The following is a 25,741-nucleotide window of genomic DNA, read 5'->3' on the forward strand; positions in this document are numbered from 1 at the left end:
ATTCATCCTCTCTTCCAAATCACATTATCAATCAAGCGGGCCCGTTCGAACTGCACCGCTACAGCAATCAATAGTTCGGTTGACGCGGAGGTCACCTCGGTCAACGTCGGATAATCTTTGATCTCGACATAGTCGATCGTACTGTTCGGAATGTGCTCCAAGCGCCCCTCGAGCCGTGCCATCACGTCTCGAATCGCCTCGCCTTGCGCGAGGGCATCTCGCGCCTCGACCAAGGCACGGTTGATGTCACTCGCATCCGCCTGCTCCGTCTCCGACAGATAGACGTTACGGGACGATTTCGCAAGGCCCGACGGTTCACGGATAATCGCACAGCGCCGAATCTCGACCGGGACGAAATAGTCACGGACGTAGCCTTCGATTAAAGCGACTTGTTGCGCATCCTTCAACCCGAAGTAAGCGCGGGTCGGACGGACGAGATTGAACAGTTTCGAGACGACGGTCAAGACGCCATCGAAATGACCGGGACGACTGGCCCCGCATAAGACGTCAGCGCCGGTGCGCACCGTCACACGTGCCATGTCGAGCGGATACATCGTCTCCGTGTTCGGATAGAACAAGACGTCGACACCCGCCTCGCGAGCGAGCGCTTCGTCCCGCTCGAAATCACGCGGATAGCGGTCGAGGTCCTCGTTCGGACCGAACTGGGTCGGGTTGACGAAAATGCTCATGACGACGAAGTCATTTTCCGACTTGGCCGCCTCGACGAGACTGAGGTGCCCTTCATGCAAATAACCCATCGTCGGGACGAAACCGATCGTTCCGACACCTGTCAATGCCTCCTGTAACGAACGTGGGGTCGTGACGATGTTCATGCCTTGCCCCCGTAGAGCGTGTCGAGTAATGACTCATCCATCGTGAACGTGTGCCGTTCGAGCGGGAACGAGCCGTCTTTCGTCGCATCGACATAATTGCGGATCGCCGCCGTCGCCACTTCGTTCACGTCGGCGTACGCCTCGACGAACTTCGGAAGGCGGTCGACGCCGTATTTCAAGATGTCGTGATAGACGAGCACTTGGCCGTCCACATCGGCACCCGCCCCGATTCCGATGACCGGGATGGTGAGCGCCTCGGCAATCTTTTTGGCCAACTGATGCGGCACACATTCGAGGACGAGCATTTTCGCACCGACCCGCTCCGCCTCGAGGCTATCGGCAATCAACTGTTCCGCGTCCTCGAGCGACTTGCCTTGTACTTTATACCCTTCGAGCACACCGACCGACTGCGGGGTAAGGCCAAGGTGGGCGACGCACGGCATACCGACTTTCGTCAGCCGCTCGATCGTCTCAAGTACCTCGCCAGCCCCTTCAAGTTTAATCGCATCAGCCTGTCCGTCTTGGAACAACGTCGCGGCCGCTTGGAGCGTGCGGTCGAAATCACCGTGGTATGTTGCGAACGGCATATCGACGACGACGAACGTGTCTCGTGCCCCACGGCGAACGGCTTTCGCATGGTGGACCATGTCCGAGATTGTCACCGGAATCGTCGAATCGTAACCGAGCACGACCATCCCGAGCGAATCCCCGACTAAAATGATATCGACGCCTGCAGCCTCGGCCAGTTTTGCGGACGGATAATCGTAGGCGGTCAACATGACCAATTTCTCTTCTTGTTTCATCTTCTTCAATAACGAAGTCATCGTATGCATATGCTTCTCCTCCTAATGTGGAGACAGGTTAGAAAAAACGCCTTCCTACACGAATGGTAAGAAGGCGCACGAAAACAATCTCAAGTAGATGAGTGTCCTTCTGTCCCTGTCAAAATGATCAAGGCAGACAAAAAAATGTAGTGACGGTCTGCAGTGCTGGTACACTTCGCGAGCGATAGCGTCCGGCACATTCATTATAGACCACGAATCCGTTTCCATCAATCATTCCAAACCGCGATCTCGGCCGAGTAAATCGGCTCGACCGTCCCCTCCTGTTCGAGCAGGAGCGCCCCGTCCTCTGAAATACCGCGCATCGTGCCGCGTCGTGGCTTCCCGGACGCCGTCAACGTCACGGATTCATTCAAATAGGCGGCGTGTTCGAGCCAATGGGCGCGCACAGGCCCAAACCCTGACGCGAGGAACAAATCGTACTCCGTCTCGAGCTCAGCGAGCAAGTGGGCGAGCAGTTCGCTTCGCTGATACGTCTGTTTCATTTCAAGCTTGATGGACGTCGCGCGATGGACCAGCTCGTCCGGGATGACGTCGCTATTGACGTTCAGCCCGAATCCGAGGATGACGGCTTGAATCCGGTCCCCTTCCGTCTGCATCTCGGTCAAGATACCGCCGATTTTTTTCCCGTTGAGCAACAAATCATTCGGCCATTTGATGTTGGCCGGGATGCCTTGCGCATGCAGGGCGCGCGCGAACGCGCTCGCCGCCATGAGCGTCAGCTTCGAGGCGTCGCGAATCGGCAGCGCCGGACGCAAGATGACGCTCGCCGCGATATTGACGCGGCTCGGATTATACCAGTTCCGGCCGAGTTGGCCTCGGCCCGCCGTCTGTTCCTCGCTGATGACGAGCGTGCCTTCAAGGACACCCTTTTGCGCCAATTCATGGGCGATGCGTTGGGTCGTATCGACTTGCTCATACGCATGGACGACTTGTCCGAATCGCCCTTTCCGGAACGAGACGAACGCCGGTTCATCGAGCCGGTCGGTCTGGCCGAACAGTTGATACCCTTTTCGCGGGATCGTCTCAATCGCATACCCGTCTTGTTTTAACGTCTCGATATGCTTCCAAATTGCGGTACGTGAAATATTTAATTGACGGGCCAACTCTTGACCGCTCCAGACGGCCCCGTCCTGTAACAGGTTCAATACTTTTCCGCGTGTCGAAGCCATTGCTCGGCCTCCTTTCGTAACGGTTCCGGCTCGTTAGCGAGCTCGCCGTCCAGCACGAGCCGTTCGACGTGGGCGAGCACTTGTTTGATGCGCGGGCCTCGGGCCCCGATTTCCAGTGCGTCGCGACCGTCGAAACGAAGCTCCCGGCGCGATTGAATCGGCAACTGCCGCTTCAACTGTTCAGCCGTCTCAGTCCGACCCGACATGTCGAGATACGTCGAGAGCGTCGCCGTCGTCGTCTCATAAATCGTGAACGTGTCGAGGCCGGTCGTGAACAAGCGGGCGAGCACGTTCGCCTCCCGCTTCAGCGCGTTCGAACGTTTCCACGGCGTCAACCAATCGGGCGCAGCGGCATGATGGACGAACAGCGCCCAGCCGCCGACCGGATTGACCGGTGTCCGTCTGTCGGCGATGACGCGCTCCATCAATTCGGCTGACACGTTCGGCAGATACTGATGGATGCCGAGGTCTAGCATCGCCCCGAGCGCTTTTCGATACGCCGGGCCGACCATCAGCTTTTCGAACTCGATGGCGACCCGCTCCATTGCGATGTCTTGCAGCTTGTGACCGAGTTCGCGTGAGGCCCGTTGCACGTCGTCGTCGAGCCGGAAATCGAGCTGGGCCATGAAACGGAACGCCCGCATGATGCGGAGCGCGTCCTCATTGAAGCGTTCGTACGGACTGCCGACGGTGCGGATGACACGTGCCTCGAGATCCATCCGTCCGCCGAACAAGTCGACGACGTTGCCGTCGTGGAACGCCATCGCGTTCATCGTGAAGTCGCGCCGTTTCATGTCCTCCTCGAGCGAGACGCCGAGCGACACGTGGTCGGGCCGTCTCGAATCTGAATACGTCCCTTCTGACCGGAACGTCGTCACTTCGAACGGATGATGATCAAGAATGACCGTCACCGTCCCGTGATCGATGCCGGTCGGCACCGATTTCGGGAACAAGCGCATGACCTCGTCCGGGAAGAGCGAGGTGGCGATATCGATATCGTCCGGGAGCGTCCCGAGCATATAGTCACGGACGGCCCCGCCGACGATATACGCTTCCCCGCCATGGGCGTTAATCGTCTCGATAATCCGTTTGGCGTATTCCCATTCTGTCATGGGCGCACCACCTGTTCATAAAGTTTCTCATACGCCGTGACGATATCGGCCGAGGCGAACTGTTTGGCCCGTTCGAGTCCGTTCGTACGGAAGCGCGCATGCAGTTCCCCGTCAAGCAAAATCGCTTCGAGTGCCTTCGTCGCCGCCTGCGCGTCGCCGCGTTTGACGACGAAGCCTTCCGCGCCGTCGGTGATGACTTCCGGCAATCCGCCCGCATCGCTGACGACCGACGGGACGCCCGTCGCCATCGCCTCAAGGGCGACGAGACCGAACGCCTCTTTGTCCGACAACAGGATATGGACGTCACTAATCGACAAAAGTGCCGCCACTTGTTCTTGTTTCCCGGCAAAGATGACTTGTGTCTCGAGGTCCATCTCGCTCACGAGGCGACGCATCGCCCCCATGAGCGGCCCGTCACCGACGAGGAGCAGTTTCTTGTGCGGGACGTCCATCTGCTGGAACGCCTCGAGCACGAGATCGATCCGTTTCACTTGCCGGAAGTTCGAGATATGGATGACGACCCGGTCCTCGTCTGACAAGCCGTACCGTTCGCGGAGCGACGTGTCGGCCTGCGGTTGATAGACCGCCTCATCGATGAAGTTGTGGATGACGTCGATTGACAAGTCGGACCCGATCCGCTCGAGCGTCTCTTGCTTCAAACTGTCCGAGACGGCCGTGATGGCATTCGATTGGCGTAAGCCGTACAAAATCGCCGGCTTCAATTCTTCATCTTCCCCGAGCACGGTGATATCGGTGCCATGGAGCGTCGACACGATCGGCGTCTTCGTCCCGGCCATCTCGCGCCCGAGGGCGGCACAGACGGCGTGCGGCACCGCATAGTGGGCATGGATGACATCGAGACCGAACGCTTTGATGACGCTCGCAATCTTCGACGCCAACGTGATGTCGTACGGGGGATACCGGAACACCGAGTATTGGTTGATCTCGACTTGGTGGAACGTGATGTTCGGATGATAGGCGTTCAACCGGAACGGGATGCTCGACGTGATGAAATGGACGTCATGACCTCGGTCGGCCAGTTTCATCCCGAGCTCAGTGGCGAGGATGCCTGACCCCCCGACCGATGGATAACAGAGAACTCCGATCCGTAGACTCATGTGAGCTCACCTGCCTGATGGACGACGTACGGGCGGCTCGTCATCAACCCTTCCGCATACGCGGTCCCGATTAAACTGCCGAAATGACGTTCACGGGCCAACACCCGCTCGAGATAGGCGTCCGTGAGTGGTGTCGCCACACCGTCGACCGGTGTGAACTGACTGGCATAGGCCTGTAAAGCGTTCAGTTTATGTTCGATCGTCCCCGTGATGTCGATGCAGACGTCCGGTGTCGTATGGGCGTTAATCATATATTGATAGACGCTCGTCGGCCGATACGCCGGGATGTCGGGCAAGTATTTACGGATTCCGGCGTTAAAGAGCGCCTCCTCGACGAGTCGGGCGCAGGCGCCGTGGTCAGGATGGCGGTCGATGCCGTATGGATATAGGACGTGTGTCGGACGTTCGGTCCGAATCAATCGGACGATCGCCTCGAGTTGCGTGGCGTCCCCGGTCAAACCGCGGTCCGGGAAACAGAGATTGATGCGGCGGATACCGAGCACCCGATCGGCCGCTTCGGCTTCAAGGCAGCGCGTCACGACGTCCCCGTTCGAAGACAGCTCCGCTCTCGTCAAATCGACGTATACGACGTCGACTCCGGCCTCGGTCCATTGGGCGGTCATGCCGGCGATTCCGATTTCGATATCGTCCGGATGGGCCCCGATTGCTACTATTTTCATAAAATCACCTCTTCTGTGAAAAGTATATCGGACTCATCGCGGAATGTCATATGTAGAGGGTAGTCAATCGAGAGGTTTTTCGAGTACGCTACTAGGTGGGAGGTGAACCAAATGACGGTACAATTACCGATCCGGTTTCGCAATATATTCTTTATTTTAATTGGTTCCTTTATTTTCGCGTTCGGCGTCTATCATTTCAACGTCCAGAACAATTTGGCGGAAGGCGGATTCACGGGCATCACGTTGATTCTGCGTGGTTTGTTCGACTGGTCGCCGTCAATCACGAACTTGGCGCTCAATATCCCGCTGTTTTTCGTCAGCTACAAGCTGCTCGGGCGGACGACGTTCATCTATACGCTCATCGGGACGTTCAGTTTCTCGCTCTGGTACGCCCTCATCGCCAAGTATTCGAACTTGATTATCGATTTGACGGACGACATGGTGCTCGCGAGTCTGTTCGCCGGTCTCTTCATCGGGGTCGGTCTCGGCATCATCTTCAACAACGGTGGGACGACGGGCGGCGTCGATATCATCGCCCGGCTCGTCCAACGCTATGTCGGCTGGTCGATCGGCAAGACGTTCCTCGTGTTCGACTTTTTCGTCATCGTCCTCAGTTTGACGTATCTCGATTATCGCGAGGCGATGTACACGCTCCTCGCCGTCTATATCGGCGCCCGCGTCATCGACTCGATGCAAGAAGGGACGTATGCCGGCAAGGCCGCCATGATCATCAGCGACCACCGGACGGCCATCGCGGACGGGATTCACGCCACGATGAACCGCGGGACGACCCGGCTCCTCGCCAAGGGCGGCTATTCGAATAAAGAGCTCGAAGTGCTATACGTCGTCGTCGGGCGCAACGAGGTCAACCGGTTGAAGACGATCGTCAGACAGATCGACCCGCACGCCTTCGTGACGTTCCATCACGTCTATGAGGTCGGAGGTGAAGGGTTCACGTTCGACGAGAACCGTGTCCCGCTGAAATAAGTCACGACAAACGACGCCCCGTTCGGATGAACGGGGCGTTTCGTTATGGCTCGATCTGGACAATCTCAAAGTCGATTTGGCCGCTCGGTGAAGCGATTGATACGGTTTGCCCGACGACGCCGCCCATCAATCCGCTGCCGAGCGGGGACGACACGGAAATCGTGCCTTCCGCCAAATCGGCCTCGAGCTCACCGACGAGGCGATACGTCTCATCATTCCCGTCCGGTAATTCCCGAATGATGACACGGCTCCCGAACGCGACGACGTAGGGTCGACCCGCGTCGACGATGACGGCATCGGCGAGCAGACGCTCGAGTTCGACAATCTTGGTCTCAATCCGCTCTTGTTCCCGGACCGCGTCCGCATACGTCACGTCTTCACGGAAATCACAAAACTTCCGGGCCGTCTTGACGCGTTCGAGCGCCTCGCGCCGGCTATCGCCACGCAACGTCTCGAGCTGTTCCTGCAAGCGGAGACGCCCCGCTTTCGTCAATCGTGGGTGATTCATCGGCTGCTCCTTTCAAAAGCGAAATGAAAAAGTCCCGTCACGTGGACGGGACCCTTGATTCTACTCATCACGTGGCATAAAGACGATGAGCGCCAAACGGATCAGTTCGGCGACGGCGACGAGTGTGGCCGCCACATATGTCCAAGCTGCCGCGTTGAGCACTTTGCGTGCGCCCGACTCTTCCGTTGCCGTGACGATACCGTGGCTCGTCAATTCGGCCATGGCCCGTTTCGAGGCATCGAATTCGACCGGTAACGTGACGAGCTGGAACACGACCGCCCCGAGCATCATGATGACACCGAGTTGGGCGAGACCCATCGCGCCGAGCAAGAAACCACCCAATAGAAGTGGGAACGACAAGTTCGACGTGATGTTCACGACCGGGACGAGACGATGACGGACGCGCATCATCTTATAATCGGTCGCATCTTGAATCACGTGGCCGATCTCGTGGGCCGCAATCGCAGCCGATGAGATTGTCGAACCTTGGTATACTTCGCGCGACAGACGGACGACTTTATTGACCGGATCGTAATGGTCACTCATCAAGCCATCGACCATCTCGATCCGGACGTTGTGAACGCCGTTCTGTTTCATGATGAAGTCAGCGACTTGTGCACCTGTGACGCCGCTTTGAATCGGTTGTTGGAGAAACTTTTTGTACGTACTTTTCACTCGCATCTGGGCCCATAACGGGATGAGCATAATCAGTGCAAGATAGAAAATATAGCCACCTAATGACATGTTCTCTATCACCTCTGCGTGTATTTGATAATCTGATTTTACATTCTTATGAACTTATTATCAAGCGAAGTGCGTAGGATGATGTGGTATCCCATAAAAAAACATATTCCGGTCAACCAGAACGACCCGTAGCCGATCCAGGCGATATGCTCGGCGAGTGACGGATAGCGCGGCCATTGCCCGAGCACGTAGTCGACGACATCGTTATGGATGACCCAGACGAGCGTCAAGACGAACGAACGGACCGTCCATCTCATGAAGGGCGCGTATAACAGCGCCTGGAATGCCATCGCCCCGTGTGACACCATCAACATGACGGCCATGAGCACGGTGAACGTCTCCGCATCCGGTCCGAGTTCCCGTAAGAACAAGATATTCATGATGACGGCCCATACCCCGTATTTGATGAGCGTCACGAAGGCGAGCGTCTCCATGAGCGGCGACTTCTTCCCGGCAATCCATAAACCGAGTACGACCGTGAAGAAGAGCGAGGCCGTCGGACTGTCCGGCACGAACGGCCAATAAATGAATGGCGTGTCACGGAGCTGGGGCTCATACCAGACGTATCCGTAAATCGTGCCGAGCAAGTTGATGATGAACAGAAGCACCAAGACGATTCGATGGGTGAGGATTGGGCGTAACATATGTATCATGCGTGGATTCCATCCTTTTTTTCTCTATTGTAGCGCAACGGAGCCGAAGTAAAAAGAAGCGTGACCCGTTAGACGGGCCACGCTTCTTGAACCAATCGATTATTGGTTGTTTTCGCCGCCTTCACCGTATGAAGCGATGAATTCAGACATGGCTTGGAGATCTTCATCCGAACCGTCCCATTGACCGGCTGGCATCGTACCGACACCGTTGACCGCGATATCCGCGATCTCTTCGGCCGTATACTGTGTGCCGACGAGGGCTGGAGCCGCTGCTCCGCCTTCGAGGTTCTGACCGTGACAGTTCACACATGACTGTGCCGCGTAAATCTCATAGCCAGGTGCGGCCGTATCGATTTCAGGGCCTTCGCCCGGAACTTCCAAAATCCCTTGTTCATGAACTTGATCCCAGTGCGTCGTTTGAACCGATTCCCACGTCAAGTAGAACACCGATAAGACGCCGAGCAACATGAAACTGATGGCGACCGGACGTTTCGCCGGACGGCGTTCAAGCCCTTGGTCGAGCCATGGTGCGATCAAGAGCGCCGTGAAAGCGACCCCTGGCAAGATGACCGTCCCGAGCAAGATCCAATCCCCTGCTGCGAACTGATACTTGAGCAATTGATACAAGAACAAGAAATACCAGTCCGGAAGCGGAATGTATGACGTGTTCGTTGGATCGGCGATGTTTTGGAGCGGTGGTGCCTCGACAATCGTCAAGGCGATGAATCCGATCAAGAAGACCGAACCGACCATCCACTCTTTCAACAAGAAGTTCGGCCAGAACGCTTCCGTGCGCCCTGGGTACTCTGAATAGTCTTTAGCAATATTTTGTTTCCGATTCGAGATTCCTACTCGAGAGTCGGTTACAAATTTCATCCCTTTACCGCGATGCATATCGTTTCTCCTCCTTTTTGTCTTCGAATCGGCTTATAGCGGTCCAGATACCCCTTGTTTACGAATCATCAAGAAGTGGGCTCCGAGGAGTCCGAACAAGGCCGCCGGTAAGAAGAAGACGTGAATGGCGAAGAAGTTCGTGAGCGTCCGTGCGCCGACGATCTCACCACCGGCGAGAAGCGTTTTGGCGATACCACCAATGACCGGGACACTCTCGGCAATTTGAAGTGTAACTTTCGTCGCGAACAACGCTTTCATATCCCACGGCAACAAGTACCCTGTAAGACCGAGCGCCAAGACGACGAAGAACAAGAGAACGCCGACGACCCAGTTGAGTTCGCGTGGTTTCTTATACGACCCGGTAAAGAATACGCGGAGCGTATGTAAGAACAACATGACAATCGCAACCGATGCGCCCCAGTGGTGCATCCCACGAACGATTTGTCCGTGCGCGATCTCGTTTTGAAGATAATACACCGACGCGTGCGCGTTGATGATGTCTGGTACGTAGTACATCGTCAAGAACATCCCTGACAGAATTTGAATCACGATCGTGAAGAACGTCAGACCGCCGAAGCAATAAACAAATGCTGAAAAGTGATGGGCAGGGTTGACGTGTTCTGGAACTTCATGGTCAGCGATGTCGCGCCATAACGGCGTGATGTCGACGCGTTCATCGACCCAATCATAAATTTTTTGTAACATCGACTATTCCCCCTCTCACAACTGTGCGACTGGACTGCCCAAGTATAGGAAGCCGTCTTTTTCTTCTTTTTCGTAGCGTGCAAGTGGTGCAGTCGGAGGCGTACCAGGAATGTTCGTTCCATCTTTCTCATAGCGACCGAAATGACACGGGCAGAAGAATTCTGTCGGTCGAGTCGGGTCTCCACCATATCCTACTTGGCAGCCGAGGTGCGTACAAATTGGAGACAAGGCGATAATTTCGCCGCTCTCATCTTTAAATACCCACGCCGAAAGCGTTTCTTCAAATTCATACCAAGCATCTTGCGTTTGTTTCTTGTAGTCGACACGTTGCGGCTCAGTCGTGATCTCATCAAGACTGATGACTTTTACTTTATCGCCCGCTCCCGATTTTTTTAAGACCGGATCGATCGCAAAGTTGACCATCGGACTGATCAATGTTGCCGCCATAAAGCCACCTACACCAGTCAACGTATACGTTAAGAACTGACGGCGTGTGACTTTTGACCCATTTTGAGCCATTTCGTTCCCCCCTCATTCGTGTGCATAACCCCATAATTCTTTATGCATTCTTCACAAAAATTTCTCACTCAACAAAATAGTATATCAATAAAACCTCCACGTCAACCGCTTCATGTCGCCATCCAACGGCTCGAAAGCTCGGTGATGACTTGCGTCGCAAAATTTTGAACCATCGTGTGCGACTGCTCGCCGGACATGCCTTTCAAAGCGAGCGGCGGCACGAAAATAATCGGCAGTTCAGAGCCCTTGAAACGCAAATCCGAGGAGATGAACAACACGTGGGCAAACCCCGATGCCGTCGCTTGGACGGTGACTTGTTCGGCGAGCGAACGTCCGGCTTCCACGTCGACATAACTGAGCGTCGGGCTGAGCATCGTCCGTCCGGACAGTTGGCGTTCGGTCTCGAGTGCCACCGCTTGGATGACTTCGTTCCCTTCGGCTTTCCGCACCATGTCCTCATCAAACGCGAGTTCGACGAGCGGGACGACGAGCGTGTCGACGTATTGGCGTTCCGTCAGCGACTTCATCGCGTCTAGACCATCGAACCTCATCTTCCTCCTCCTCTCCATTCGACATACATCGTTATGTTCATTGTAGCGTACCTACAATCGTTCCCTTTGCAAAACTTATGAACGAAATGTGAAATTATTGTGTATTCCTACGTCATTAATATACCAAAAAACAAGCGCAACCCATAACGGAAGCGCTTGTTTTTATTAAAATAATTTTGAGGCCCGGACTTGATGGAGTTGACTCGTCAAGTTGCGGAACAATTTCTCGTCCCGGCGGTCGAGCGCCTTGTCGATCTCGACGAGCAGACGCTCCTCCTCGAACTGGGCGACCGAGGCTCGGATGACCGTCTGGGCCGACGTCGTCACTTCATCTTTCACTTCGGCGACGGGTTCGAACGGATTCAATTCCACGATATCAATCCATAGCTCATCAATCATCATGCCTTGAAAGTTTAACTCCACGTAGATGGCGCCGTCGTGGAGTCGGATGTCGTGATACGCCTTCTCGGGATTGACCGTGATGAGGTCACCCCGACGGTAACGGAACGGTTCGCCGTCAAATCCATACGCCGTCATGATCAGACTACGCGGTGAGACCGAGGCGTTCGTGACGAAGTGAACGTTCCCGAGTTTTTCTGGATGTCTGAGCCAGTAGTCGATAATCCACTTGGCTTCTCGTTTACGAAGCGTATGATGAGCGAGGAATCGCTTTAAAAATGTTCTTTTCCGCTCGACCATATGACCCCATCTCCTTTATATCGTTTAATCGTGATCTGTCAATCGCTCGAGCCGCTCTTCAAGTGCTTGGCGGTCATCGACATCGACGCTGAGCGCAAGCGTTTGCTCGAGCACTCGTTGCGCTTGGTCACGCTGCCCTTCTTCTATCAATAGTGTAGCCCATTCGATCGCAAATGACACGTCCTCTTTATAAACTTGCTCGATCGACCGATATAACGCGACGGCCGTATCGTAGTCCTCAAGCTCATAGGCCGCTTTCGCCTTGTACCATGTCATGAGCGGAGACGTCGAATGTTCCTCGAGCGCATCGATCGTCTCGAGCACAGCCTCCATGTCCCCAGCCTCGAACAACACAGATAAGAGCAACTCGGTCGCCTGGAGCGACTCCGGATTCAAGGCGAGTGCCTCGCGCAGTTCCGTGACCGCCTCATCCGTCCTGCCTTGTTTCAAGAACAGCTTCGCTTTCACCGTGCGCAACTCGTCGTTATAGTCGTCACGGTCGATGCCTTGGCCAATCACCTCGAGCGCCTCATCGAAGCGGCCGAGTTCGTCGAGCGCTTCCGTATAAGGCAGATAGAGCGACGTGAAGTCCGGGTCCATCGAGCGCAACGACTCAAACTGTTTGACGGCGATTTCGTCACGGCCGATGCGGTGGGCCGTCATGGCGTGACCGAAAATCGTGTTCAAGTTGCGGTCTTCCGCTTTCTCATACTCATCGAGCGCCTCCTCGAACGAGCCGATCATCGTGAGCGCCTCGGCGTAATCGGCCTGATAATCGAGTTCTTCCGGCAAGCGCAAGTGCGGCAGACGCGCATACAGCGGGACCGCCTGTTCGAACGAGCCGATTGACGCATACAACTCGGCCAGTCCGTAGATGAGGAGCGGTTCGTCCGGGTTCGCCTCGAGCGCCTCCATCAGTTTCTTGACGGCGACCTCGTCCAAGCCTTGCGATTGATATAAATCGGCGAGGAGGACGAGGCTGCGCATATGCGCCTCCTTGTCCGTCGTATCGATTTTCTCGAGGACGGCAATCGCCTCTTCTTCCCGGTCACTATCCAAGTAGGCCTCAGCGAGCGACAAGGCGACGTGCGGGTTGCCCGCATAATCGACATAGAGCGCCGCGAGCAACTTGACGGCCCGATCGGCGAGGCCGAGTTCGAGGTAGAGATCGGCGATAGCCAATCGGTCCTCATCTGACCCTTCCTTCTCGAGCGATTCGAGATGCATGAGGGCATGTTCCGTCTCACCTTTTTCAAGCATCTCAATGATATGGTTTAATTCTGTTTCGTCTAACATCGTCCAAATTCCTCCTAGCGGCTACTCGTATTGACGTTATTCTATCTCACGACCGAGTCGTTGTAAATCGTCACGGAAGCGCGGGTAACTCACGTCCGCTGCCTCGACGTCGTCAATCGTCACATGTTCCGTCGTCAATAAGTCCGCGATTTGGAGCATCATCGCCAGACGATGGTCTCCATGCGAGGAGACGCGTCCCCCGTGCAAACGGCTCGGATAGACGTCGAAGCCGTCATCCGTCTCGCGAAGGTCGACGCCGAGCGCCTTCAATTCGCTCGCGACCGTCTGAATCCGGTCCGTCTCTTTCACGCGGAGCTCCCCCGCATCCCGAACCGACGAGGGGGTCGACGCCTGCGACGCGACGAGTGCGAATAACGGCAACTCGTCGATTTGATGCGGGATGGCGGTCCCGTCCAACCGGATGCCGTGGAGCGTGCTCGTCGACACGGTGACGTCCCCGACCGATTCTTCCCCGAGAGCGCGCACGTTCGTCACGTCAACGTGCGCTCCCATCCGTTCAAGTGTGCGCAAAAAGCCGATCCGTGTCTCGTTTAAGCAGACGTCGGTCGTCGTGACGCGGCTGTTCGGGACGAGCGCGGCCCCGGCCCACCAAAAGGCGGCCGAGGACGGGTCGGCCGGGACGGCCACTGTCGCCCCTTCGAGAACGGACGGTGTCAGCCGAATCGACCGCACCCCTTCGTCCGAGGTGATTTCAATCTCCCCTTTGAACAGCGGCAACATGCGCTCGGTATGGTCCCTTGACAACACGGGCTCGCGCACGATGGTCGGACTGTCCGCACGAAGTCCGGCCAATAAGATGGCCGATTTCACTTGCGCGCTCGCGACGGGCAACGTGTAATCGATGCCCGTCAACGCCCGCCCGCGAATATGGAGCGGGGCGACGTCACCTGCCAAGTCAGCTCCCATGGCACGCAACGGGGCCGTGACACGACGCATCGGTCGTTTCGAGAGCGAGGCGTCGCCAGTGAGCATGAACGTCCCGTCGTAGCCTGCAAGCAGTCCCGTCAAGAGACGCATCGTCGTGCCGGAATTCCCGCAATCGAGTTCCGCCGACGTGAGCGACGGGCTGCCGGTGATGACGAGTCGGTCCGCTTGTTCATCGACTTGTGCGCCCAAACGTCGGATTGCCTCGAGCGTCGACCGGCAATCCTCACCGAGGAGCGGGTCGTACACTGTCGTCTGTCCGTGTGCAACGGCCCCGAGCAATAACGCCCGGTGCGTGATTGACTTATCGCTCGGTACGCGTATGAATCCGTTCAATCCCATCTTAAAACCACCCTTTCAGCTGTTCGTACGCATCGACGAGCCGCTCGGTCGTGACGCTCGTCACGGTCACGTCTTCACCGAGCAGGACGAAACGTATCTGTCCACTCCGATTCTTCTTATCGTGCCCCATCGCCTCGAGATACGACTCGAACGGCTGCCAGACGACCGGCGTGATCGCTTGCCGTTTCATGAATCCGGCGAGCGTTTCCGCGCGTGTGACGTCCCCGCCGACTAGGAAGGCGAACACCATCCCGTATAGGATGGCCTCCCCGTGCGCTAATCGATACGCCTCGACCGACTCTAACGCATGGCCGAACGTATGGCCAAAGTTCAGCCATGCCCGCACGCCTTGCTCTCGTTCATCGGTCTCGACGACCACTCGTTTCACTTCAATCCCACGCGCGAGCCACGCCTCCCATTCGAGCGGCCCCCGGGCGAGCGCCGTGAACAGTTCGGTCTCGAACGAGCGCTCGAGGACATATCGTGACAAGTAAGCGTGTTTAATCAATTCGCCGAGTCCGCTCAGCACATCTCGGTCCGTCAACGTCTCGAGACGGTCGACGTTATAGTGGACGCCCGCTGGCTGATAAAAGGCACCGATCGCATTTTTTGCGAGCGGATGGTTGACCGCGACTTTCCCGCCGACGGCCGAATCGTGGGCGAGCACCGTCGTCGGCACTTGTATGTAACGCAGGCCGCGCATATAGACACTCGCCAAAAAGCCGGCCAAGTCGCCAATCATGCCGCCGCCAAAGGCGACGATGAGCGTGTCCCGGTCGCAGCCAGCCGTCAATCCGTCCGCGACGAGGCGTTCGATTGTCGAAAGTGATTTCGATCCGTCACCCGGACGAACGACCGACCAGACGATTGGACGCGCGTTTGCTTCAAGATGAGCGCGAAACGCCGTCCCGTGCAGGCGGTCCACCGTCTCGTCCGTGATGACCCAAACAGTCGAGCACGTGAAGTAAGGGACGCGGTCGAGCCAGGCGTCCCCTCGTTCAATCGTGACATCGTACGGCGTCGAGGCGTTCACTCGAATCGTCACCACGTGCGAATCTCCTTACGATACGCGTCGACGCGCGCTTGGATGCGCCCGACCGTATCATGTCCGAACGTCTCGCATAACTCACGGGCGAGCTCGAACGCGACGACGGCCTCGACGACGAGTGAGGCGGCCGGGACGGCACAAGCGTCACTTCGCTCGATTTGGGCGAGGAACGGTTCTTTCGTATCGATATCGACGGATTGGAGCGGCTTGTAGAGCGTCGGGATCGGTTTCATCACAGCGGTACAGACGATTGGCATCCCTGTCGTCATCCCGCCTTCAAAACCGCCGAGATGGTTGCTCAGCCGAGTATAGCCGTCTGGACCATAAGCAATCGGGTCCATCACTTCCGACCCTGGTCGATACGCCATCTCAAACCCGTCGCCGAACGCGACACCTTTGATGGCGTTGACGCTCATGACGGCGCGAGCGATGGTCGCATCGAGTTTCCGGTCGTATTGGACGTACGATCCGAGCCCTGGGATGACGCCATGCACTTCCGTGCAGACGACACCGCCGAGCGAATCGCCGGCTGCTTTCGCCTCATCGATTCGCTGCATCATCGCCTGGCCTGCTGCCTCGTCCATCGTCCGGACCGGCGACGCCTCGATCGTGGTGCGCAATGTCTCGAGCGATTCATAAGAGGCATCGGCCTCGACGCCGCCAATCACTTTGACGTAGCTGACGAGCGACATCCCGACGGCAGCGAGCAACTGTTTGCTGAGTGCGCCGACGGCGACGCGGGCGGCCGTCTCACGTGCGCTCGATCGTTCGAGGACGTCACGCAGGTCACGATGGTCGTATTTCAAGCCGCCGACGAGGTCTGCATGTCCCGGTCGCGGACGGACGACGCGGCGTTTGATTTCCACGTCCGCATCGATCGGTTCGGCCTGCATGACGTTCCGCCAATGGGTATGGTCCTTATTCTCGATCCAGAACGAGATTGGGGCCCCTGTCGTCACCCCGTGACGAATGCCGGCCCTCACCTCGATTCGGTCTGACTCAATTTGCATGCGGCGGCCGCGGCCATAGCCGGACTGCCGTTTCGCGAGTTCCGCATTGATGGCTTGCACATCGACCTCAAGCCCGGCCGGTACACCCTCGATAATGATTGTAAGTCCAGGTCCGTGCGATTCTCCTGCCGTCAAATAGCGCATAGCTGCCACCTCACTCTTCAAATTTTTCGTAGAAGAAGCTCTGCTTCATCTTATAGCCGTATCGCTTCGGTTGAAAGATTTGTTCGGTCCCTCCGACGAAGAGGATGCCGCCTGGTCGAAGCGATCGGTGGAACGATTTATAGACTTTTTCTTTCGCTTCCTCGGTGAAATAAATCAAGACGTTACGGCAGACGATTAAATCAAAGTTCCGCTCGTACACGTCGGCCAGCAGATTGTGTTTTTTGAACGTTACCAACTTTTTGATGTCCTCTGTGATGTAATAGTCATCACCGCGGCGGGTGAAGTAACGTTGCCGAAACTCTACGGGCAAGTCGACGAGCGCCCGCTCATGATACTTGCCTTGTTTCGCTTTTTCGATCACCACGTCATCTAGGTCCGTCGCCGTGATTGTGAACTGTGCGGGTGACAAATGTTTCGATAACAGCATCGCCAACGAATACGGTTCTTCGCCCGTCGAGCACGCCGCGCTCCAGACGCGCAACTTACCTTGGCTCTTCCGGATAAGTTCTGGCAAGATGTCCGTTTCCAGTTGCTGCCAGCGAACCGGATTCCGGTAAAACTCACTCACGTTGATGGTCATGCGATCCAAAAATTCATCATATAAGCCCCGGTCTGACTCCATCGCTTTGAAGTATTCGATAAACGTGGCATACCCTTTCTTCTCGCGGAGCGCAATCATGCGCCGCTTCATCTGGGCTTCTTTATATAGATTTAAGTCGATCCCCGACTTCATATAAAACTTTTTTACGAAGATGGCATAATCATTTATCACCAGTTCCAACCTCAATTCTTTCTCTTCTCCTAGATCATGTCGTGCCAAAACGTGCGAAAGCGCTTCAATCCCAATAAAAAAAGGGACAGGAGGCTCCCGTCCCTTTTATCGTCATCAAACGTGTGATGCTTCAGTGGCGAACCAGAGTGACAATTCACGCTCTGCGCTCTCCACGCTATCTGAACCATGGATGACGTTTTGTGACATCGTCGAGGCCAAATCGCCACGAATTGTTCCAGGTTGTGCGTCCAGCGGGTTCGTCTTCCCGATCATCAATCGAGAGACGGCGACGATATTTTCGCCTTCCCACTCCATCGCTACAACAGGACCAGACGTTAAGAATTCGACAAGCTCTCCAAAGAACGGCTTTTCCTTATGTTCCGCATAATGCGATTGTGCGACTTCAACCGACGGTGTCAATAGTTCGAGACGGTTCAACGTATATCCTTTCGTTTCGAAGCGCGAGATGATTTCCCCAATCAGACCGCGTTTCACTCCATCCGGTTTTACCATTAAAAATGTTTTTTCCATTCCCCTAATCCCCCTAAATCAATATGTGTACCATGTACTTTATTAGTTTACACGGTCATCTTGATTATTGAAAGGGTTTACAAGGTGGTTTTTACCATTTACGTTTCCCGATATACTCGGCGATTTCAATGAGCGAGCGCTTGTCCGGGACATCCGGCAAGCCATCGAGACGTTGAATCGCCCGGTTCACGTACCGGTCAATCGTCCGCTGGCTTCGTTCAAGCGTCCCGTTGCGCTGCACTTCACGAACGAGCGTATGGGTCGTTGCGTAATCGGACGATTGGTTGACCTGTTGCAACCGGCCAAAGAATTCAGGGTCTTCGGCTGAATAGAAGAGCGGCAACGTTTTATGGCCGTGCTTCAAATCTTCTCCGACCGGTTTTCCGAGTTGAAAACTTTTCGCGGTGAAGTCGAGCAAATCGTCCGTCATTTGAAACGCCATCCCGATATCATAGCCGAACAGCCGCAACTGTTTGACGACTTCGGGTGACGCCCCTGAGACGACGGCACCGGCCGCACAACTCGTCTCGATCAAGAGCGCCGTCTTCCGGGCAATCCGATCGAGGTATCGTTTCGGGGACTGGCCCCAGTCGTATTGGTCTTGGATTTGATTGATTTCACCGATGCAAATCAGTTCCATCGTGTCGGCCATGATTTGCATCACGCGCGGCGAGTCGACCTCAGAGACGAGCCGAATCGCTTCGCCGAACAACGTGTTCCCCGTATACATCGCGACCTGCTCATCGTAACGTTCCATGACGGTCGGTTTGCCCCGGCGGAGTGTGGCGTCATCGATGACGTCATCATGGACGAGTGAGGCCATATGAATCAGTTCAAGACTCGCCGCCACTTTCGTCAAGCGGATATCTTTCGCTTGTCCGAAACCGGCGCTCAGCAATACGAACGCCGGACGAATCCGCTTCCCGCCCGCATCAAGCAGTTGTTTCGAGGCCGCCTCGATGACCGCATGATCTGAATGGACCCGCGTCGACAAGAATCGGTCAATCTGCTCAATCTCTCGGTTCATGTGGCGATAAAGTCGCTTTAAAGACATCGGTCACCACTTCTTTCCTAGGTGCATCGCACACGCGCCGCCGGAGAATGCCTTCACGTCGACTTGTTCGAAGCCTGCCGTCTCGAACATGCGCTTTAGCGTTAACCGGTCCGGGAATTGGTCGGTCGACTCTTGGAGCCATTTATATTGATCGTATGAGCCGGCAAACACTTTCCCGAATAATGGCATGACCGAGCCGAAATAAAAGCGATACAGCTCGCTGAACAGCGGCGCTGTCGGTTGGCTCGTCTCGAGACAGACGACCGTCCCGCCCGGCTTCAACACCCGGTGCATCTCACGGAGTACCGTCATGTAATCGGGTACGTTGCGAAGGCCGAAGCCGATCGTCACATAGTCAAATGAGTGATCTCCGAACGGCAATGCCATCGCGTTACCATGGATGAGTTCGATCGTCGGATAAGCGGCCACTTTCTCTTGGCCGACCGCGAGCATATTCTCGGAGAAATCGAGACCTTTGACGACACCAGTATTCCCGGCCGCCTCGGCGAGTTGAATCGTCCAGTCGGCCGTCCCGCAGCAGACGTCGAGACATTTTGCGCCCGGGAACACTTGCATGCGACGCATCGTCGCTTTGCGCCACCATTTATGCAAACGGAAACTGATGATCGAGTTCATCGTATCGTAGCTCGGTGAGATTGATTGAAACACGTCATATACTTTTTGCTCTTTTTCTTTCGGTTGCAATACGTAACATCCTTTCCGTTCTAAGCGACAGCGTGCGCCAGAAGCGTCGTTAGCTGTTCTCGTTGATCTTGGCGCAGTACTGTCGCCTTTCGTTCGATGATCGCTTTTCCGTATGTGGTCAAATAGGACCGACCTATCACTTCAGAAAACGTTTTAATCAATCCGAAGTTCGCTTCCATCCAAGTCGTGACGGATACGTCCGCATCGAGTGCGAGCGTACATTTCGCCCCATTGACAAGCTGGACCGACCGACCGAAGCGATTGCTATAGTCGGCAGGGAACAGTGCCAATATTTTATAAAATTGAGCCGAGGCGAAGTCGCCGGCGAGCACTTTGAGTTGCCGCTCGAGCGAGCCGTTCGGGCAATCCTTTACTTGATCGTGCAGTTCAAGTGCTTGATGTGCAAAATATGTCGCAAGCACGAGCTGACGTTGTTGATTCGATTCGATTTCAATCATCTCGACCATCCAACGAAGTAAAGGCATGTCGACTACGGGTACAATCTCGTGTCTCGTCAAATACGGATGGTTCATGCGTTCTTCGATTTGACGAGCAAGGTCGGTGACAACGGTTTCGTATGTCATCTGTTCCATGCTATCCCCCCTCGTCCTCTTCGTTGTCATTCTGACATAGTATAGCACATTTTTGTCACATTCACGCCATGTGAACTCGCTTTCCGACACAAAAAAAGCCGCCTTTCGGCGACTTATGTATTGCCCATTATTTGACCGCATCTTTAAGCGCTTTACCTGCTTTGAAGGCAGGAACTTTGCTTGCCGGGATTTCGATATCTTCTTTCGTACGTGGGTTGCGACCTTTACGGGCAGCGCGCTCACGAACTTCAAAAGTACCAAAACCGATCAATTGAATTTTATCACCGTTTTGGAGTGCTTCAGTGATAGATTCGAAAGTAGCTTCTACAACTTGTGTAGCTTCTTTTTTCGAAACATTTGCTTTCTCCGCAACTGCTTGGATCAATTCAGTTTTGTTCATCACGATTCACCTCCTCTCACTGAGAGTTTACGGGATTAATCATATCGTACAAACGTTGATATGACAACATTTTTTAAGCAATCGGCCCATATTCGACCCACCCAGTCGCTCAGTTGTTTAAAAACTCGACTTCACCTTGTTCATTAATCGTATACCCTTGCGAATAAGCCGGGGCGAATGGGGAGTCATTATAGAGCAAATACCGAATGTCCTCACCGACTTTTGGCTCTACATCCGTGTTCTCAAGGGCGGCCTCCAGGTCAGCCCGGTAGTCGACAAATAATTGTCCGGTGCCGTCGACATAGATCGGCAACTCGTTTTCCGTGTACGGGCTCGGAATACTCGGCTCTTCAGAGACGAAGATGAGATCGTAATCGATCGTGAATTGATTCTTTCCGAGCGACCCGTCAAACGGGAACTTACCTGCTTTGGCCCGGAACGCGTTAATGTTCGTCTGCAACTGCTGCAAACTTTCAGACACTCGTAAATCAATGAGTTTGACCGTCGGCTCCGTTTCAGCGTCCACGAGGACGTACAAAAATAGGCCGCCTCCTTCAAAGCTGTTCGCCGGCGGGTCAGCCAAATACCCGGGCACGAGCCGAGCGAACTCGACCGGATAGCGCTCCATGAGCGGCGTCTCGGCCGGTCTTGTCTTTATCGGCAACACGCCGGTCGTCTCCTTGAACGAGTCGACGGCCGTCTGTACCGACTGCAGTTGGTCTTCATACGGGACGTTGTCGACCCGGTTCGAATCCGGGAACATACATCCACTGAGCACGGTCGCCGCCAATAGACTCACGACCAAAAAAATCCGTTTCACGTCTTATCCCCCTGTCGGTCCTGAAGCGACCACATAAATCATGATGATCGTTCCAAATAAAAATATGACGAATGCGATGACGCGGACGAGCGCCGCAAACCATCCCGTTAGTTTCGTATGGCTGACTGCCACCATGAGCGCGGCGATGGCAAACGCCCCGATGCCCGCAAATGAAATCCACATCTTGATCAGTGACGGTGTCACGTCTATCCCCTCGACTTTCTCTATAATTCTAGCTCCGTACATTAGTGTAGCAAAAAAAACAAAGGAACTGAACGAAAACGTCAGTCCCTTTGCTCTACGTCGCCTTCGAAATGGAACACTTCTTCCATTTCATGCTTCTGTGGGCGTCTCATTAACTTTTGTACTTCATCGTGCGGACTCTTGCCTTCGAATAACACGTTGTAGAGCGCCTCTGTAATCGGCATCTCGACACCGGCTTCTCGAGCAAGCGTATGCGCCGCTTCACAGGCACGAACACCTTCCACGACCATGCCCATTTGACCGAGCACATCCTCGAGCTTCTCGCCGCGACCGATCGCGTTCCCGGCGCGCCAGTTACGGCTATGCTGAGACGTGGCCGTGACAATCAAATCGCCGATTCCCGTCAAGCCAGAAAACGACGCCGGGTTGGCACCGAGTTTGACCCCGAGCCGGGCGATCTCGACGATCCCGCGTGTCATGAGGGCCGCTTTGGCGTTATCGCCATAGCCGAGCCCGTCCGTCATTCCTGCGGCGAGCGCAATGATGTTTTTAAGCGCGCCCCCGTACTCCGCCCCGATGACATCCGAATTCAAATAGACCCGGAACTGATCGTTCGTGAGCAACTCTTGAATCTCATCGGCCACATCCAAGTCCTCGCAAGCGATGGTGATGGTCGTCAATTTACGGACGGCCACTTCCTCGGCATGCGTCGGTCCCGTCAAGACACCGATGGCCCGACGTTTCGACGGGTCGATCTCTTCGGCGATAATCTCCGACAGACGCTTATGCGTCTTCGGTTCGATTCCTTTGGCGGCATGCACGATGACCGCCGGTTCCGTAAGGAGCGCGTTCAATTCTCGCGATACCGGACGGATTGCCGAACTCGGGACGACAAGGAACACGATGGAGCGGCCTTTGACCGCTTCCGCCAAGTCTGTCGTCGCCCGAATCGAAGTCGGCAACGGTGCGTCTTTCAAATAGGTCGCGTTCGTATGGGCCGTGTTGATTTCATGAACGTGATCTTCCTCACGTCCATACAACAGAACATCATGCCCATTGTCAGCGAGGACGAGCGAAATCGCCGTTCCCCAGCTCCCCGCGCCGATGACAGCTACTTTTGCCATAGGAGGCACCCCCATTACTAGTTTTTCTGACGAGCCACGATATGAATCGGTGTACCAGTAAAGTCAAATGCGCGGCGAATCTGGTTATCTAGATAACGTTTGTATGAGAAGTGAAGCAACTCTGGATCGTTGACGAACAACACGAACGTCGGCGGCTCGATGGCCACTTGCGTCGCGTAGTTAATCTTGAGTCGTTGTCCTTTATCCGTCGGTGTCGGGTTCATCGCGACAGCGTCAACGATGACATCGTTCAAGACGCTCGTCGAGATGCGACGGCGATGTGAATCGGCCACTTCTTTGATGACCGGCAGAAGTGTCTGCAACCGTTTCGACGTGAGCGCCGACAAGAAGACGATCGGTGCGTAGTCAAGGAACAAGAATTCTTTACGAATCTTCTCTTCCATTTTCTTCATCGTCTTATCGTCTTTGTCGACGGCGTCCCATTTGTTGACGACGAGGACGATTGCTTTCCCCGCTTCGTGGGCGAGTCCGGCAACACGTTTGTCTTGCTCGATGATGCCTTCTTCACCGTCGATGACGACGAGAACGACGTTCGAGCGTTCGATTGCTTTTTGGGCCCGCATGACGCTGTAGCGCTCGGTCGATTCATATACTTTCCCGCGCTTGCGCATCCCGGCCGTATCGATGATGACGTATTCTTGCCCATCCCGTGTGAACGGTGTATCGATGGCATCACGAGTCGTCCCCGCGATGTCCGAGACGATGACGCGTTCTTCACCGAGAATCGCGTTCGTCAAGCTCGATTTCCCAACGTTCGGACGTCCGATAAGCGAGAACTGGATGACTTCTTCGTTGTACTCATAGTCGTCTTTGTCTGGAGCCAAGTCGAGCACTTTGTCGAGCAAGTCCCCGAGACCGAGACCGTGCGTCCCTGAAATCGGGAACGGGTCGCCGAATCCGAGTGAATAGAACTCATACATGAGTTCACGCATCTCGAAGTTGTCGACTTTGTTGACGGCGAGGACGACCGGTTTGTTCGAACGGAACAACAAGTTCGCCACTTCTTCGTCTGCTGCTGTAATGCCTTCGCGTCCGTTCACCATGAAGACGATGACGTCAGCCTCATCGATCGCAAGCTCGGCCTGATGCCGCATTTGCACGAGGAGCGGCTCATCGCCGACCTCGATTCCGCCTGTGTCGATTAAATGAAACTTACGGTTCAACCACTCACCCGTTCCATAAATGCGGTCGCGGGTTACACCGGGCTTATCATCGACGATCGACACGCGATCTCCGATAATCCGGTTAAAAATCGTGGATTTCCCAATATTCGGGCGGCCTACGATGGCCACTGCTGGAATTCCCATATAAACACCTCTCTAACTTTCATTCAATAAGTCTATCGTTTCTAATTGCAACTGTACTATCATATCACAGGCTAATTTCTGTGACCATACAAAAAGAAGCGGGAGTCTGGCTCCCGCTTGAACGATCGTCTTATTTAGAATCGTCCGAGGCCTCGTCACCTGTCAATTCAGAGACAGAGAAACCTCCTTGGTCACTATACTCGTCAAGCAGCGATTGATCCGCGTCGCCACGTGATGAATCGCTCGACTCGAGCGCACGCATCGACAACGAGATTTTCTTCTCGTCAAGATGGACGTCGAGTACTTTGACGGTAACTTCTTGGCCTTCTGACAAGACTTCAGACGGTGTCGCGATGTGTCGGTTCGCAATTTGCGAGATATGAAGCAAACCTTCGACTTGCGGCGCCACTTCGACGAACGCACCGAACGTGACGAGACGTTTGACTTTCCCTTCAATCACGTCGCCCGGCTGAATTTTACCTTCCACCGATTCCCACGGTCCAGGCTGCGTCTCTTTAATCGACAACTTCACTTTCTCGTTGTCGAGGTCAAGTCCAAGCACTTTCACTTTGACTTTGTCTCCTTCAGTCACAACATCGCTCGGTTTCTCAACCCGGCTATGCGCCATCTCCGAAATGTGGACGAGGCCATCGACACCGCCGATGTCGACGAACGCACCGAAATCTGTGAGACGTTGAACCGTCCCTTCGATGATTTGACCGACTTCGAGCGATTCGAGCGTCTCCGCTTTCTTGGCGCTCATTTCCGCTTCGGCAACCGCTTTATGCGACAAGATGACGCGATTTTTCTCGCGGTCAATCTCGACGACTTTAACCGTAATCGGTTTATTCAAGTAGGATGAGAAGTCTTCGACGAAATGGTTCTCTACGAGCGAAGCCGGGATAAATCCACGGATACCGATGTCAACGACAAGACCACCTTTGACCTTGTCTTTTACCATGACTTCGAACACTTCGCCGGATTCGAATTTCTCGACGATTTGATCCCAAGCTGCCTCGGCATCTACGTCTTTCTTCGAAACGACCACCTCTTCGTCCGTGACCTTTTTCACTTTGACACGGATTTCGTCGTTAACATGGAGTGATTCGTTTAAATCGTCTAAATGCATGCTTGATACTTCGCTGATTGGTAAAATTGCCTCGGTTTTATAACCGATATCGATCAACGCTTGCTTGTCCTCGATTTTGACGACAGTACCGGTCACAATTTGACCTCGATTGATTTCAAAATCAGGCATATCTTTCATTTCTTCGACCATTCCAACACTACCCCCTCACGATGAGTACAAAAAGGAGCGCCCTGAGGCGCTTACACCTAGTATAAACTTCTTATAATTCGAAAGATTTGTCAAGGTGTTATCAGGTTA

30 protein-coding genes are annotated in these 25,741 nt (G+C 54.8%); 1 reads left to right on the forward strand and 29 read right to left on the reverse strand.

Annotated elements, in window-relative coordinates; translation table 11 throughout:
* Positions 1-2: 2 nt before the first annotated feature.
* The 6 genes from panC to bshB1 form a co-directional block, all read right to left on the reverse strand.
* Positions 3-833 carry a pantoate--beta-alanine ligase gene (panC, locus tag KNO58_RS04995; RefSeq protein ID WP_214752167.1) on the reverse strand — a complete coding sequence of 277 codons (831 nt, stop codon included), beginning with the start codon at positions 831-833 and terminating at the stop codon, positions 3-5.
* Positions 830-1,666: a 3-methyl-2-oxobutanoate hydroxymethyltransferase gene (panB, locus tag KNO58_RS05000; protein ID WP_214752168.1), complete on the reverse strand. Its 837-nt coding sequence runs from the start codon at positions 1,664-1,666 to the stop codon at positions 830-832. Before panB ends, panC begins: the two co-directional genes overlap by 4 nt.
* A gap of 218 nt (positions 1,667-1,884) precedes the next feature.
* Positions 1,885-2,847 carry a biotin--[acetyl-CoA-carboxylase] ligase gene (locus KNO58_RS05005; protein ID WP_214752169.1) on the reverse strand — a complete coding sequence of 321 codons (963 nt, stop codon included), beginning with the start codon at positions 2,845-2,847 and terminating at the stop codon, positions 1,885-1,887.
* Positions 2,820-3,959 (reverse strand): CCA tRNA nucleotidyltransferase, encoded by a 1,140-nt coding sequence (locus tag KNO58_RS05010; protein ID WP_214752170.1) that lies wholly within the window; start codon positions 3,957-3,959, stop codon positions 2,820-2,822. Before KNO58_RS05010 ends, KNO58_RS05005 begins: the two co-directional genes overlap by 28 nt.
* Positions 3,956-5,077 carry an N-acetyl-alpha-D-glucosaminyl L-malate synthase BshA gene (gene bshA, locus KNO58_RS05015; RefSeq protein WP_214752171.1) on the reverse strand — a complete coding sequence of 374 codons (1,122 nt, stop codon included), beginning with the start codon at positions 5,075-5,077 and terminating at the stop codon, positions 3,956-3,958. Before bshA ends, KNO58_RS05010 begins: the two co-directional genes overlap by 4 nt.
* Positions 5,074-5,757 carry a bacillithiol biosynthesis deacetylase BshB1 gene (bshB1, locus tag KNO58_RS05020; protein ID WP_214752172.1) on the reverse strand — a complete coding sequence of 228 codons (684 nt, stop codon included), beginning with the start codon at positions 5,755-5,757 and terminating at the stop codon, positions 5,074-5,076. The genes bshA and bshB1 overlap by 4 nt, the downstream gene beginning before the upstream one ends.
* 111 nt (positions 5,758-5,868) lie before the next feature.
* Here bshB1 and KNO58_RS05025 point away from each other — a divergent pair, with 111 nt between their 5' ends.
* A complete protein-coding gene (locus tag KNO58_RS05025) occupies positions 5,869-6,744 on the forward strand; it encodes a YitT family protein (protein ID WP_214752173.1) in 876 nt (291 codons plus the stop codon).
* Between the two features lie 43 nt (positions 6,745-6,787).
* Here the strand turns inward: KNO58_RS05025 and KNO58_RS05030 are convergent, their stop codons facing one another.
* The 23 genes from KNO58_RS05030 to rpsA all read right to left on the reverse strand — a co-directional run bounded on the left by KNO58_RS05030 (position 6,788) and on the right by rpsA (position 25,633).
* Entirely contained in the window at positions 6,788-7,252 is a 465-nt protein-coding gene (locus KNO58_RS05030) for a GreA/GreB family elongation factor (protein ID WP_214752174.1), read from the reverse strand.
* A gap of 60 nt (positions 7,253-7,312) precedes the next feature.
* Positions 7,313-7,996, reverse strand: coding sequence for a zinc metallopeptidase (locus KNO58_RS05035; protein ID WP_128122633.1), 684 nt, complete (start codon positions 7,994-7,996; stop codon positions 7,313-7,315).
* Between the two features lie 38 nt (positions 7,997-8,034).
* Positions 8,035-8,649, reverse strand: coding sequence for a DUF1405 domain-containing protein (locus KNO58_RS05040; RefSeq protein ID WP_214752175.1), 615 nt, complete (start codon positions 8,647-8,649; stop codon positions 8,035-8,037).
* 99 nt (positions 8,650-8,748) lie between these two features.
* Positions 8,749-9,543, reverse strand: coding sequence for a menaquinol-cytochrome c reductase cytochrome b/c subunit (locus KNO58_RS05045; protein WP_214752176.1), 795 nt, complete (start codon positions 9,541-9,543; stop codon positions 8,749-8,751).
* Positions 9,544-9,576: 33 nt separating this feature from the next.
* Entirely contained in the window at positions 9,577-10,248 is a 672-nt protein-coding gene (gene qcrB / locus KNO58_RS05050; protein WP_128122636.1) for a menaquinol-cytochrome c reductase cytochrome b subunit, read from the reverse strand.
* Positions 10,249-10,263: 15 nt separating this feature from the next.
* The gene (locus KNO58_RS05055; protein ID WP_214752177.1) at positions 10,264-10,767 is read right to left on the reverse strand and encodes a QcrA and Rieske domain-containing protein; all 504 of its coding nucleotides are present in this window, start codon (positions 10,765-10,767) and stop codon (positions 10,264-10,266) included.
* A 110-nt stretch (positions 10,768-10,877) separates the two neighbouring features.
* Positions 10,878-11,318, reverse strand: coding sequence for a DUF2487 family protein (locus tag KNO58_RS05060; protein WP_214752178.1), 441 nt, complete (start codon positions 11,316-11,318; stop codon positions 10,878-10,880).
* Between the two features lie 165 nt (positions 11,319-11,483).
* Entirely contained in the window at positions 11,484-12,017 is a 534-nt protein-coding gene (locus KNO58_RS05065; protein ID WP_021067206.1) for a ReoY family proteolytic degradation factor, read from the reverse strand.
* Positions 12,018-12,041: 24 nt separating this feature from the next.
* Positions 12,042-13,313 carry a tetratricopeptide repeat protein gene (locus tag KNO58_RS05070; protein ID WP_214752179.1) on the reverse strand — a complete coding sequence of 424 codons (1,272 nt, stop codon included), beginning with the start codon at positions 13,311-13,313 and terminating at the stop codon, positions 12,042-12,044.
* 36 nt (positions 13,314-13,349) lie between these two features.
* On the reverse strand, positions 13,350-14,600 hold the full coding sequence (gene aroA, locus KNO58_RS05075; protein WP_214752180.1) for a 3-phosphoshikimate 1-carboxyvinyltransferase: 1,251 nt from the start codon (positions 14,598-14,600) through the stop codon (positions 13,350-13,352).
* Position 14,601: 1 nt separating this feature from the next.
* Positions 14,602-15,648 (reverse strand): 3-dehydroquinate synthase, encoded by a 1,047-nt coding sequence (locus tag KNO58_RS05080; protein ID WP_214752181.1) that lies wholly within the window; start codon positions 15,646-15,648, stop codon positions 14,602-14,604.
* The gene (gene aroC / locus KNO58_RS05085; RefSeq protein WP_214752182.1) at positions 15,642-16,802 is read right to left on the reverse strand and encodes a chorismate synthase; all 1,161 of its coding nucleotides are present in this window, start codon (positions 16,800-16,802) and stop codon (positions 15,642-15,644) included. Before aroC ends, KNO58_RS05080 begins: the two co-directional genes overlap by 7 nt.
* Positions 16,803-16,812: 10 nt before the next feature.
* Entirely contained in the window at positions 16,813-17,592 is a 780-nt protein-coding gene (locus tag KNO58_RS05090) for a CheR family methyltransferase (protein ID WP_214752318.1), read from the reverse strand.
* A gap of 117 nt (positions 17,593-17,709) precedes the next feature.
* Positions 17,710-18,126: a nucleoside-diphosphate kinase gene (gene ndk, locus KNO58_RS05095; protein WP_021067200.1), complete on the reverse strand. Its 417-nt coding sequence runs from the start codon at positions 18,124-18,126 to the stop codon at positions 17,710-17,712.
* A 91-nt stretch (positions 18,127-18,217) separates the two neighbouring features.
* Positions 18,218-19,180 (reverse strand): polyprenyl synthetase family protein, encoded by a 963-nt coding sequence (locus KNO58_RS05100; RefSeq protein WP_214752183.1) that lies wholly within the window; start codon positions 19,178-19,180, stop codon positions 18,218-18,220.
* Positions 19,181-19,183: 3 nt separating this feature from the next.
* Entirely contained in the window at positions 19,184-19,885 is a 702-nt protein-coding gene (locus KNO58_RS05105) for a demethylmenaquinone methyltransferase (RefSeq protein ID WP_214752184.1), read from the reverse strand.
* A 20-nt stretch (positions 19,886-19,905) separates the two neighbouring features.
* Complete coding sequence (locus tag KNO58_RS05110) at positions 19,906-20,478, reverse strand: heptaprenyl diphosphate synthase component 1 (RefSeq protein WP_214752185.1); 573 nt, start codon at positions 20,476-20,478, stop codon at positions 19,906-19,908.
* A gap of 127 nt (positions 20,479-20,605) precedes the next feature.
* Positions 20,606-20,878 carry an HU family DNA-binding protein gene (locus KNO58_RS05115; protein WP_021067196.1) on the reverse strand — a complete coding sequence of 91 codons (273 nt, stop codon included), beginning with the start codon at positions 20,876-20,878 and terminating at the stop codon, positions 20,606-20,608.
* 109 nt (positions 20,879-20,987) lie between these two features.
* On the reverse strand, positions 20,988-21,698 hold the full coding sequence (locus KNO58_RS05120; protein WP_214752186.1) for a hypothetical protein: 711 nt from the start codon (positions 21,696-21,698) through the stop codon (positions 20,988-20,990).
* A 3-nt stretch (positions 21,699-21,701) separates the two neighbouring features.
* Entirely contained in the window at positions 21,702-21,902 is a 201-nt protein-coding gene (locus KNO58_RS05125; protein ID WP_021067194.1) for a DUF2768 family protein, read from the reverse strand.
* Between the two features lie 80 nt (positions 21,903-21,982).
* Positions 21,983-23,026: an NAD(P)H-dependent glycerol-3-phosphate dehydrogenase gene (locus KNO58_RS05130; RefSeq protein WP_214752187.1), complete on the reverse strand. Its 1,044-nt coding sequence runs from the start codon at positions 23,024-23,026 to the stop codon at positions 21,983-21,985.
* 17 nt (positions 23,027-23,043) lie between these two features.
* The gene (gene der / locus KNO58_RS05135; RefSeq protein WP_214752188.1) at positions 23,044-24,354 is read right to left on the reverse strand and encodes a ribosome biogenesis GTPase Der; all 1,311 of its coding nucleotides are present in this window, start codon (positions 24,352-24,354) and stop codon (positions 23,044-23,046) included.
* 130 nt (positions 24,355-24,484) lie between these two features.
* The gene (rpsA, locus tag KNO58_RS05140) at positions 24,485-25,633 is read right to left on the reverse strand and encodes a 30S ribosomal protein S1 (RefSeq protein ID WP_021067191.1); all 1,149 of its coding nucleotides are present in this window, start codon (positions 25,631-25,633) and stop codon (positions 24,485-24,487) included.
* Positions 25,634-25,741: the final 108 nt, after the last annotated feature.

Origin of the sequence: Exiguobacterium sp. J17977 (assembly GCF_018616375.1) — a bacterium.
Classification (GTDB): domain Bacteria; phylum Bacillota; class Bacilli; order Exiguobacteriales; family Exiguobacteriaceae; genus Exiguobacterium; species Exiguobacterium mexicanum.